General features: G+C 46.5%; 9 protein-coding genes and 1 tRNA gene. 5 read left to right on the forward strand and 5 right to left on the reverse strand.

The window, feature by feature from the left end; translation table 11 throughout:
- Positions 1 to 9: 9 nt before the first annotated feature.
- From LAQ65_RS03285 to LAQ65_RS03305, 5 genes are all read right to left on the reverse strand, one after another.
- Positions 10 to 750, reverse strand: a complete 741-nt coding sequence (locus LAQ65_RS03285) for a hypothetical protein (protein WP_224115509.1) — start codon at positions 748 to 750, stop codon at positions 10 to 12.
- A 150-nt stretch (positions 751 to 900) separates the two neighbouring features.
- A complete protein-coding gene (locus tag LAQ65_RS03290) occupies positions 901 to 4002 on the reverse strand; it encodes a GH116 family glycosyl hydrolase (RefSeq protein WP_224115510.1) in 3102 nt (1033 codons plus the stop codon).
- A gap of 393 nt (positions 4003 to 4395) precedes the next feature.
- Positions 4396 to 4719 (reverse strand): Dabb family protein, encoded by a 324-nt coding sequence (locus tag LAQ65_RS03295; protein WP_224115511.1) that lies wholly within the window; start codon positions 4717 to 4719, stop codon positions 4396 to 4398.
- A 129-nt stretch (positions 4720 to 4848) separates the two neighbouring features.
- Complete coding sequence (locus LAQ65_RS03300) at positions 4849 to 5382, reverse strand: GRAM domain-containing protein (protein WP_224115512.1); 534 nt, start codon at positions 5380 to 5382, stop codon at positions 4849 to 4851.
- 101 nt (positions 5383 to 5483) lie between these two features.
- Positions 5484 to 5557, reverse strand: a tRNA-Arg gene (locus LAQ65_RS03305).
- 113 nt (positions 5558 to 5670) lie between these two features.
- On the opposite strand from LAQ65_RS03305, the gene LAQ65_RS03310 reads away from it, so the two are divergent.
- Genes LAQ65_RS03310 through hutI form a run of 5 tightly spaced genes read left to right on the forward strand, consistent with a single transcriptional unit; the run spans position 5671 to position 12073 of the window.
- Positions 5671 to 6153 carry a MarR family winged helix-turn-helix transcriptional regulator gene (locus LAQ65_RS03310; protein ID WP_224115513.1) on the forward strand — a complete coding sequence of 161 codons (483 nt, stop codon included), beginning with the start codon at positions 5671 to 5673 and terminating at the stop codon, positions 6151 to 6153.
- Positions 6150 to 7712 (forward strand): histidine ammonia-lyase, encoded by a 1563-nt coding sequence (gene hutH, locus LAQ65_RS03315; RefSeq protein ID WP_224115514.1) that lies wholly within the window; start codon positions 6150 to 6152, stop codon positions 7710 to 7712. The genes LAQ65_RS03310 and hutH overlap by 4 nt, the downstream gene beginning before the upstream one ends.
- Before the next feature lie 19 nt (positions 7713 to 7731).
- Positions 7732 to 9417 carry a urocanate hydratase gene (gene hutU, locus LAQ65_RS03320; protein ID WP_224115515.1) on the forward strand — a complete coding sequence of 562 codons (1686 nt, stop codon included), beginning with the start codon at positions 7732 to 7734 and terminating at the stop codon, positions 9415 to 9417.
- 34 nt (positions 9418 to 9451) lie between these two features.
- Complete coding sequence (locus tag LAQ65_RS03325) at positions 9452 to 10825, forward strand: UDP-N-acetylmuramate--L-alanine ligase (RefSeq protein WP_224115516.1); 1374 nt, start codon at positions 9452 to 9454, stop codon at positions 10823 to 10825.
- A gap of 3 nt (positions 10826 to 10828) precedes the next feature.
- On the forward strand, positions 10829 to 12073 hold the full coding sequence (gene hutI / locus LAQ65_RS03330; protein WP_224115517.1) for an imidazolonepropionase: 1245 nt from the start codon (positions 10829 to 10831) through the stop codon (positions 12071 to 12073).
- Positions 12074 to 12100 lie beyond the last annotated feature (27 nt).

Here is a 12100-nt window from a genome sequence, read left to right on the forward strand (position 1 = left end):
ATCTTAGAATCATAAAATAAATCCCACGGTTATTTCAGGATAAAATAGTTGCCGGTCAAACGTTTCGAAAAGCGACCAGGTCTGCCAATAGAAATTGCTGTATATGGCCCTTAAGCCAAGGGTTAAATTCTTCTTTTTATAAAAAGGCTGTTCAAGGTAAATACCGGTAGACCAACCGGACAAAGTGTTATGGCTTTTGGAAACTTCCAGTCCGCCGACACTGGAATGATAACTTAAATTTACAATTGCCTCTGTTTTCCATGTTACTAATAATTGTTCCTTCACCCGGTAACCAAGGGAAATATTCGGATAATTTAACCATCCATTCGCGGTCGTATTAAAATCCCCGACTTTCAGCACACCAAACCACCAGCCGATGTCATCTCCAAGGGAAAAAGAAAACCTGTTATTGATTACATGCGCCCATCTTGGCCCGATCGACAGGTGATTTTGCACGACCTGGAAAATAAGCTGGCCATCCAGGTAAAATCCTTTATCAATTTTCCGGATTACATGGTAATCCCCGGCAGGAGCCCTCACCTGGGCTTCTTCTGAGATATCCTGTGGCCATAAAGTGAGCGAAAATCCAATAGAAGAATGCCATTTTTTTGCCTGCATCGGATAGGGGAAATACAAATAGGATTGAGAAGTTGAATCTGTTTTTATTTGCCCCGAAACAAGACCAGGCAGAAAAAAAACAGCAAGAACCACCAATTGACAAACCAGGCGGAATTTAAAATTGTAGCTCAATACTTCTAATTAAAATTTAACCACTAAGTATTTTATACAAAACTGCAGTTTATAGTTCGCTATTTTTATAATATCAGGCAATCAATTTTATGATTTTTGTCAGGCAATACGATATCAATCCACTCTAAATATAAAGGCGGCATTTGCCTTCTATAGGTTCACTTTCAGTACCATTGACTGACCGGCTGCTATGACCGTATCATCGAATTCGATCGCCAGGCTATTATTCTTTTGTGTAAAAGAAAATGGAATTGCCTGCCCATTAGCCTCCAGCTGTATTTTTTTCGCTTTCCCTGCCAATTCAATGGAAAGCTTTCCCAGCCGCAAGGAACCGTAGGCCAGCGAAATAGTATTCGTTTGCAGGCCAGGTGACCTTTTTTGTTCAATATTTCCCCAACCTTCCGCTGCAGTGAAAAAGCTTTTAAAGTTGTCCTGCTGCACTTTTGGCGCAAAGGACAGTGAATTGGCCGGACCATCATACTTAAAGTCCTGCAGTGCCAATAAAACACCCCAGGAAGCTAATGCGCGGGCATAATGGTCACCACATTCAATTTCATTCCAGGGATTATGTTTCTCGGGCCGGTAACGTTCATGGATCGCTTTTACCAATGAAAGACCTTCTTCGGTCATGCCTTCATAAATCATATTGGTCGCTACCTGGTATTCAATGCCGGTCCAGACCTCATCCCGATAACGCACCCCTGCTTCGCCCATGTGCCTGCTTTTGGGCCAGGTAGCAACGAGCAGGCCGGGTTCACCCGGACTCGCATAGATCCTTTCCGGTTTGTGCACCTGGTTTTGCACGCCGACATCCGAAGACCAATTATATTTCCAGATGGATCGCAAAGTGGCCTTGACTTTTTCTTCGGGATAGATATACCCCAGGTTGGCCAGATGCGCCCAGGTTTGCCCGAATAGCTGGTCACTTAAGCAACCATTGGCATATTGCGATAGCGGATGTTTCGTCAGGTCAACGTCCTGTACAAAATATTCACCATTCCACAGTTTTTCAACGCTTCGGTTACTCCCGCTTTGGAAAATACTGTCACAGTGTTGGGCAAATGCCGTGTCTCCCATGAGCAGGGCCATTTTACCGGCTGCCTTAAGAGCAGCAAGATATAGTCCACCCACATAGGTGTTGGCACCATAAAAGGCAATATCATAGGTATTGGCCTGTTCCTTTTCGATCAGCCCATCACCATTGCCATCTTCCTTAATAATGAATTCAGTTGCTTTTTTGATTTTGCCCCAGTTCCTGGACAGGAAGAGAACATCTTTTGAGTCCAGGTGTTCCCGATAGGCTTTTAAAATACCGCCTGCATGCCCGTCAATTAAAACACCGCCCCAGCCATTCCTTGCCAGTATGCCACCATCCGACTGGAAGGATGTGCCATAATCAGTTTTTTCCCGGATGTTTCTTTCCAGATCGGGAAATAACTTCGAGAGGGCATGTTCATAATTCCACACATGCGTACAGGTACCCACACAGGAACCTACGCCTTCCCAGGCCCAGAATTTATCATTGGCCCACCACTGGCAGGTTTCTGTAGCGAGGGTGGAAACCGGCATCATCAGCCTTTGCACCAGCCAGTAGGGTAGGGTTGTGTTCTTATAATACGTGTCATGAAAATTGGCCGTTTGCTGGTTTAGCCTGTCCAGGTTTTTATGTAACCAACCGGCCACATCAAGCGCATCGTCGTACCAGTTGGCATACATATTGCCAATAGCCGGGCCTTCAGTTGGTATTGCCATATTCCAATTGCCGCCTTCGCCATATAGCATGGGCCGGTTCGGGAAATACCAGGTGAGCAGGAAGCTAACAGATTTTGTTTCACCTGGCGCCAGTTCGAAAGATGTACCAACAGCACCAGCTAATTTTTCATTGGCTGGTGAAGTGGAAATTGTGGTGTTGTTAATTGGCGTTCCGATGCCCCTGAAATCAGCCGTTGCAAAACCATCCTGGTTGATGACGCTAAGTGCGATACTGCCAAAATAAGGATGGTCGGCGGGAAAGAATTTGTCTTTTGCCGGAAGATTACTGAAGGTGATTTCGTCGATGTTGATATGTCCCCAACTGCCAGTTTCGCTATCGATCACTTCAAGGTACGCCTGCTGTCCTTTGAAAGCCTTTACATCCCAGCTAACATCACGCAATGTTTCTTCGCTGTTACCCGTTGCCGTCTTTTCAATTTTATGGTTAACAACTAAATTGATGCAGGTTTTCCCCCGGTAAGCTCCACCACCTAATTTGAAATTGATATAGTCTTCCTTAATAACAAATGTTGGGGAAGTCAGTTTGCCGGTACCGCTATCACCAAAATCCGTCAATTTAGAATTGATCAAAAAATTACCCACTTGTCCGGTTACTTCATCTTTAGTTGCAGCAGCGCTGGAAACCGGGGCTTTACCAAATGCCGTTCCTTCCATTTTCCATTTGCCATAATTGCCCGATTCGAAATCCTGGTAGACTTCTGTTTTACGGGGCTGGCCAGTCGTGTTTTCAGCTTTGACCAGGTCCATCATGACCGATGTCATGCCTTCGGTTTTAACGATCCTGTTGCGCAGGTTGCCTTTGACCTGGTCTTTAATATCTATGCAAACCAGGTTTTGCAGCCAGCCGGTAAGGTCAACCTGCATTTTTTTTGCGGAAGTGTTTTTCAGTGTATACCGCAACACAGTACCTGGTGTGGCCGATTCTTTCGCGTTCAGGGGAATAAATGGGGAGAAAACAGTGGCATCCACCTGCAGTGGGACCGGATTCGCTTTTGAAGCATAGCTGATATAAGCAATGGGATATTCCCCAATGAATGAAATATTGTCAAAGTCTTTTTTATTAAGTCGCCTGGTGGTTGTTTTGCCCGCTTGTTTGAAAGTGATGGCAAATCCCTGGTCGATATAACTTAGGGGTTCAAAAGTCTGGTAACAGACCTTCCAGGGGCCGGCCGCTGTTTCAAAGTTCAATAGCCAATCAATGCCATAGCCGGTGTTATAGGCGTTATTAGCGATCCACCAGTTGGCCAGGGTGCCATCCCCCCGGACATATAATTGTCCGGCTGCAATGCCGCCGCAGGGCATACCAATGGTTGTTAATTCATTTCCTGTATACACTTTACGTTCATTCTGCCAGAGCGATCGGGTCCAGGAAGCCGGAAGGTTTTTCTCCGGTGGTATGAGGTGGGAAGGATCAGTTTTCTGTGCTGATGCTGATACAACAATCGAAATAAAGCAAATGGACAGCAAAGGCAATTTCATGGTGGTAAATGATAGCGGTTTTCAAAAAACTAAATTTAAGCAAGGAATTCCTGCTGTTTATTCTGCCCGGTAAAAAATGTTCGGGGCGTACTGATCAGGGTTTAGTAATATATGTGTAATCCAAGTGCCATCCATGTGCTATCCTGCGTAAAATGGCCTATTTTAGCATGGTTGGCACATGGTTGGCACATGGTTGGCACATAGTCCGGAATTCATTAAATGGTTACGCAGCCCCGTTTTAGTGTCCCTCAAAATCACTTTCAGACCGGAAATAAGTATAGCCGGTCCCGGAAATAAGTATAGCCGGTCCCGGACTTTGAAATTGTATAGCCTGGCCAATTATTTTTGGTTTGTTGTTATTGCCGGGGAAGCTTACACGGTCAGGGGCTGTTTTTAAACATCCAGTGAATCGTAAACGATTACTTTTTTCCACAGGTGGGAGTAGTTCTTCACGAAAGCCTGGTGTATCGGATGATCCTGGTAAATCTTTTGGCCGGCCTCATCATCAAAAAACATCAGTTCAGATACATCCCAGGAAGTATCTACCACATCCCTTTTCTCAGTCGATGCCAGTACGCCAATATGGAGCTGGCGGATCGAGGGTATTGCTGCCAACGTTCTGAGTCCCTTGATAAGTTCCTGCCTGTCCGCTTCCAAATCCGGATTTGTTAGCCAGAAGAAGACGTGATGTTGTAATTGTTTTTTAGGTGTAGACATAGCCTGTGTTATAACTGATGTTCTTTTTATAGTAAGGGGTCGGGATAAAGTTACTGCGTTTTATTACTGAAAATATTATTGCTATCCGGGATAAATTTGAATTATGCTATTAAGGACTTTCCAATTAAGTTATATACAAAGAAAATTCTTTTCGGTTAGTATGTTAATCCATTCTTCAATCTCTTGAACTACAAACTTTTCTTTTTTATTGTCTCTGGTTGTCACACATAAACCGTTATTTATTAATCCCAGGGTTTTATATCTGTCAACTTTGCCAATGTCTGACAAACTGATTGAAAGTTCATGATTTTGGATATTCAATTTATGAGATTTAAATACCAGGCGCTTATTTGTCAAGTACAATTTTCCACCTACACCTTCAGCTCCTTTGAAATGATTGGCACCTGTTTCAAGTAAAATAGTTTCATCGGATGCTGTGTCAATTTTTGAGGTTTGCGTAATCAGTTTAGAATTAACAAAGAGTCCTATTAACGAACCAAATATAAGTCCAGCCAAAGCACCCCCGACAAGGCCAGAAGAAATAAACATAATTAAATTCTTTATCTCCAAATTATCATGTGTTACCAAATCCCGCAAAATGAAAAACGTTGACATTACCATGCCAAATATGATACCTGCTTTAATCTTACTTTTCTTACTCATCATAAGTAATTTAGATATTTAACAGGTTAAATTTTATTCCCTGCAATACTCCCTACAATAAAAAAGGGTTTCAATCTCTTGAAACCCTTTGCTAACATATGTGATCCGGATTGGATTCAAACCAATGACCTACTGCTTAGAAGGCAGTTGCTCTATTCAGCTGAGCTACCGGACCTCGGGGCGCAAAGATAACGGAATACGCCTTTCCCCCAAAAAAATGGACTAAAATTTGGCCGGACAAAACCTGCCTTAGTATATTTGTATAAGTACTTATATAAATAGCCAACCTTGCCATTTTACCAACAATCAGGTGTGCTGGCCTTCGGTAGCCGGCTCCGCAGGCTCAGCGAAGCTTTCCTGGCTGATGTGAACAGCATTTATAAACACCACGGCATCCGCTTCGACGCAGCCTGGTTTCCCATCTTTTATATGCTGGCGAACAATGGCGCCCTTTCCATCAGGGAGATTTCCCTGGAACTTGAAGTATCCCATTCTGCCGCCAGCCAACTGGTGAGCAAACTGCAGGAAAAAGGGCTGGTCCGCACGGGTATCGACAAAACAGATGCCCGGAAAAAGGTGGTGACCTTTACCACCAAAGGGAACAAATTATTACAGCAGGTCCAACCCATATGGATGGCTGTTCAAAAAGCAATGGATGAACTGCTCCAGGAAACTCCCCATGGAAAATTATTAATGACTGGTATCAGCGAACTGGAAAAATCTTTCCAGCAAACCACCATCTACGACAGGATAGAAAAACAATTATTATGAACAGCACCTTTCAATATGGAATCGATCGCCTGACCATCGGTAATGTACTCGATATTTGTGCCGGCAGGCTCAAAGCTAAGCTGGGACCAGCATCTATTGTGCGTATTAAAACCAGTGAAGCGGCCGTTGCCCGGATTGTTCATGAAAACCGCACCGTTTATGGTATTAATACCGGCTTTGGGATCCTGGCAAATACCTCCATTTCCGAAGCTGATACCCGTACACTGCAATACAAAATACTGCAAAGCCATAGCGTTGGGGTAGGCGAACCAATACACCCCGACATCGCCAAACTAATGCTGATCACCAAAGTGCATGCCCTGGCACAGGGATTTTCAGGTGCCCAGCTGACCACACTGGAAAGGCTATGCTGGCATATTGAAAAAAATATTATTCCTGTTGTCCCGGAAAAAGGGAGTGTTGGCGCCAGCGGCGACCTGGCGCCATTGGCTCATCTTTGCCTGCCCCTGATCGGTTTGGGTGAAGTATTTGAAAATGGCGAACGGAAGGCTTCTGCAGCTGTGTTGAAAGCCCATGGACTCGATCCTATCCAACTCGGTCCGAAAGAGGGACTTGCCCTCATCAATGGCACGCAATTTATCCTGGCCCACGCGGTAAAAGGAGTAGAGCGGTTCCTCAATTGTTTGGATGCTGCTGATATCATTGGTGCCATGAGTCTCGAAGCCCTTACAGGAACCAGGGCGCCCTTTGAAGACCGGCTTCACCAACTAAGGCCCTTTGAAGGCAATCGCCTGGTAGCACAGAGACTTCGGAAAATCCTGGATGGCTCCGAAATCATGCAAAGCCATATCGACTGCGGCCGGGTGCAGGATCCTTATTCCCTGCGCTGTATGCCACAGGTTCATGGTGCCAGCCGTAATGCCTGGTTACACCTGAAATCGCTGACAGAAACAGAACTGAATTCCGTGACAGATAACCCCATAGTATTTGATGCACACAATACGATCAGCGGCGGAAACTTTCACGGCCAGCCACTTGCTTTGCCACTCGATTACAACTGTTTCGCGGCCGCTGAAATCGGGAATATCTCAGACCGCCGTTGCTACCTCTTGCTGGAAGGAAAATGGGGATTGCCAATGTTGCTGATGAACAATGTTGGACTCAATAGCGGTTTTATGATCCCCCAATATACAACGGCTGCATTGGTAACAGAGAATAAAACACTATGCTTCCCGGCAAGTGCCGATAGCATCCCCACTTCACTTGGCCAGGAAGACCATGTGAGTATGGGCAGTATCAGCGGCAGGAAACTGAACCAGGTGATTACCAACCTCGAATTCATTTTATCCATCGAACTGATGAGCGCCTGCCAGGCCATCGAATTCAGGAGACCATTAAAAAGCAGCCCGGTCCTGGAATTTGCGCATGGTCATGTGCGCAAGTTCGTTGGCTTTGCCAATGAAGACCGGATCTTCTCGCGCGATATTGAGCAAATCAACCGTATGATCCGTGATTTTTCCTTCGTTAAAGAGGTAAACGAATTTGCCGAAAATTCAGGCCATCTTCTGAATGAAGGATTCGGGGAATATCAATTATAAACGATTTAAAACATTTGTGATGAGTACGATCCCAACCAGTGGCTACGATATAAGTAAATACAAAACCCCAACGGGTACAACATTATCCTGTAAAGGATGGATCCAGGAAGCGGCACTGCGCATGCTGCTCAATAACCTTGATCCGGCTGTAGCTGAACGGCCTGATGAACTGATTGTTTACGGTGGCCGCGGCAAGGCAGCCCGCAGTTTTGAAGCGCTGGACCTCATCATCAAAGCCCTCAAAGTACTGGAGAATGATGAATCCCTGCTGATACAGAGCGGCAAGCCCGTAGGCATTTTAAAGACACATCCGGATGCACCACGGGTGCTGATTTCCAATTCACAGCTTGTACCGAAATGGGCCACCTGGGAACATTTTGATGAGCTCGAGAAAAAGGGGCTGATGATGTATGGACAAATGACTGCCGGTTCCTGGATTTACATTGGATCGCAGGGGATAGTCCAGGGTACCTATGAAACCTATGCAGCAGCTGCGGACAAACATTTTAACGGTACATTGAAAGGCACCCTTAACGTAACTGCCGGGCTTGGTGGAATGGGTGGCGCTCAACCTTTGTCCATTACCATGAACGAAGGAGTTGCACTTATTGCTGAAGTGGAAGAATGGCGTATCGACAAGCGCATTGAAACCCGCTACCTCGACCTGAAAATGACAGATATTGATAGCGCTATTGATCGCGCACTTGAAGCCCGCAAAAACGGGGAAGCCCTTAGTATCGGTGTCCTGTGCAATGCCGTGCACCTGCTTGCCCGGCTTATTGAAAGAAAGGTGGTGCCTGATACCCTTACTGACCAAACCTCCGCACACGACCCATTGATCGGCTATATTCCGCATACACTTACCGTTCAACAGGCAAATGTGCTTCGCAGGGAAAACCCATCTGCATACATTGAGCGAAGCTATGATAGTATGCGGCTGCACGTTGAACATATGCTCACCCTGCAAAAGATGGGGGCCATCACTTTTGATTATGGCAATAATATCAGGGCGCGAGCAAAGGAACGCGGACTGGCCAATGCTTTTGATTTTCCCGGATTCGTTCCCGCTTATATCAGGCCGCTTTTCTGTGAAGGGAAAGGTCCATTCCGGTGGGCAGCCCTCAGTGGTGATCCTGCTGATATCGCGGTGACCGATGACCTGGTTGCCAGGATGTTTCCCGAAAATAAAAGCCTGCAACGCTGGCTGAAACTGGCCCGGGAAAGGATAGCCTTCCAGGGATTGCCTGCACGGATTTGCTGGCTTGGACAAGGGGAAAGGGAAAAAGCAGGGTTGGCCTTCAATGAACTGGTGCGCAGCGGAAAAGTTAAAGCGCCGATCGTAATTGGTCGCGATCACCTGGATACAGGATCTGTTGCCAGCCCGAACCGCGAAACCGAATCCATGCTCGATGGCAGTGATGCCGTAGCGGATTGGCCAATATTAAACGCCCTTGTTAATACTGCAGGTGGCGCTTCCTGGGTGAGCCTGCACCATGGCGGGGGTGTTGGTATGGGCTATAGCATCCATGCCGGCATGGTGATTGTTGCCGATGGATCCGAAGCCGCAGCAAATAGACTGGCACGGGTTTTAAGAAATGACCCGGGAATGGGTGTGATCCGCCATGCTGATGCCGGTTATGATATTGCAAAAGATACCGCAAGGCAACATCGGTTAGACATCCGCGAAAGACTGGGCGAAGAATAAATGAGCTGGCTTACCTTTAATGCAAAGAAGACAGATGAATAGTATTAACGATTTTCAACGGGTGTTCTTCATCGGTGTCGCCGGTACCGGGATGAGTGCCCTTGCGCAATATTTACAAGGCATTGGCAAAACAGTTAGCGGAAGCGACCGGTATTTCAAACCCGGGGAATTTAATGACACCCGCCAGAAACTGGAGGCCGAAGGCATTACCTGCTTTGAGCAGGACGGCAGTGGTATCGCTGCAAATACCGACCTGGTGGTGGTTTCAACTGCAGTGGAAGAAACTGTTCCCGAAGTAATCAAGACCCGTTCATTAAATATTCCCATTATCAAACGCAGTGAACTTTTAGCACTGATCGCAAAAAGTAAAAAGACCATCGCTGTTGGCGGCACTTCCGGAAAATCAACCACCAGCGCCATGCTGTTCGATATCCTTCAATTTGCCGGTAAGGAACCGAGTATTATCAGTGGTGCCGGGCTGGTAAGTATTATCCGTGAAGGGAAAATCGGGAATGCTAAAGTTGGTAAGGGTGACTGGCTGGTGATTGAAGCCGATGAAAGTGATGGCTCTATCGTACAATACTTCCCGGAAATTGGCCTCTTGCTGAATGTTGACAAGGACCATAAGGAAATAGAAGAACTGATGGATGTCTTCAACACTTTCAAAAATAACAGCAGGCGATTTGTGGTGAACCGTTCGAATTCCCTGGCTGAAAAATTATCTCAGGATATCAGCCAGGATTTTTGTCACCATGTAAATTGCAATGCCGGTTATGTGGCCCGTGATTTCGGGCAGGATGGTTTATCGGTGAAATTTACCATCAACCATGTACCGTTTGCCATGAACGTGGTGGGCCGGCATAACATGGAAAATGCATTAGCCGCCAGCACCATCGCCAACCTTGTGGGCATTGACCTGGCAGTTTGCGCTGAAGCACTAAAAGGATATGAAGGTATTTACCGCAGGCACCAGGTAATCGGGCAAAAACATGGGGTCTGGCTGATAGATGACTACGCCCATAACCCTGCCAAATGTGCCGCCAGCATCGAAGCCTGCCAACCCATTGCCCCTAAAGTCATTGCCTGGTTCCAACCTCATGGTTACGGGCCAACACGTTTCCTGCGCCATGATTTTGTGCATGAGATTGCCAGGGTACTGAGACCTGAAGATGAGATCTGGATGAGTGAAATTTTTTATGCCGGTGGCACGGCGACAAAAGATATTTCCGCCAATGACCTGATCGAAGACCTGCAGAAAACAGGTAAAAACGCTTTCTTCGTCGATAACCGGAACGACCTGCTCAGTTACTTGCGGTTACACCTAACCGAAAATTGTGTTTTACTGCTCATGGGTGCCCGTGACCCGTCTTTGGAAACCTTTGCCAACCAAATCTGGCAGGAATTGTAAACAATGGCCATGCTCTTTAAAAATATTTCCATCCTGGCAGGGATCAGGTCTGCTGATAAACCTGCAAAACCCTTGCGGGGCAAAGACCTGGCCGAATTGCCGGTTATAAAAAATGCCTTCCTGCTCACCGAGGGAGATCGTATTGCCGCATTTGGACCGATGACTGAAGCACCTGCAAATATTCCCCCGGGCCAATGTATCGATGCCACTGGTCGTATTCTGATGCCTGCCTGGTGCGACAGCCATACACACCTGGTTTTTGCGGCTAGCCGGGAAAATGAATTCATCGACAAGATCAGGGGTCTCAGTTATGCTGAAATTGCTGCAAAAGGAGGGGGGATTTTAAATTCTGCTGCCCGCCTCAATGAAATGCCGGAAGACAAACTTTTTAACCTTGCCCTGCAGCGCCTGGACGAGACTGTAAAAATGGGAACGGGGGCTATAGAAATTAAAAGCGGTTATGGATTAACGGTGGATGGAGAATTGAAAATGCTGCGGGTTATCAAAAGGCTGAAACAGGCATCCGGGTTAACTATTAAAGCCAGCTTCCTCGGCGCACATGCATACCCGCCCCAATTCCGTGATAATCATGAAGGGTACCTTCAACTCATTGAGCAGGAAATATTGCCGGCAATTGCCCGCGAAGGGTTGGCAGATTTTATTGACGTTTTTTGTGAAGAGGGCTTTTTTACCCAGGCTGAAACGGAAAGGATCTGCAGGGCCGGACAGGCCTATGGCTTATTACCGAAAATCCATGCCAATCAATTGCACCTTTCCGGTGGTGTCCAGGCTGGTGTAAATGTTGGTGCCTTGTCTGTTGACCACCTCGAGACCATGGATGAAGCCGCTATCCGATGCCTTGCAGCATCCAGCACCATTGGTACCTTATTACCAACTGCAGCTTTTTTCCTGCGGATGCCTTACCAGCCCGCCCGCCAGTTAATTGATGCCGGCTGCATCATTGCCCTGGCAAGCGATTTTAACCCGGGTTCTTCCCCCAGTGCCAATATGAACCTTGTTGTATCCATGGCCTGCATCCAGTTAAAAATGTTACCAGAAGAAGCCATTAATGCAGCTACTTTAAATGGTGCCATAGCAATGGGCATCGGTGAAACACATGGCAGCATCACAATCGGTAAAAAAGCCAGCCTTATCCTGACCAGGCCTGTGCCTTCCCTGGCTTACCTACCATATGCTTTTGGCAGCAATCTTATTGAAAGGGTAATGGTGGCTGGTGAATTTACCTGAATTGGTTATATTCATTATCAAAACCAG

Origin of the sequence: Flavihumibacter profundi (assembly GCF_020076305.1) — a bacterium.
GTDB lineage: Bacteria > Bacteroidota > Bacteroidia > Chitinophagales > Chitinophagaceae > Flavihumibacter > Flavihumibacter profundi.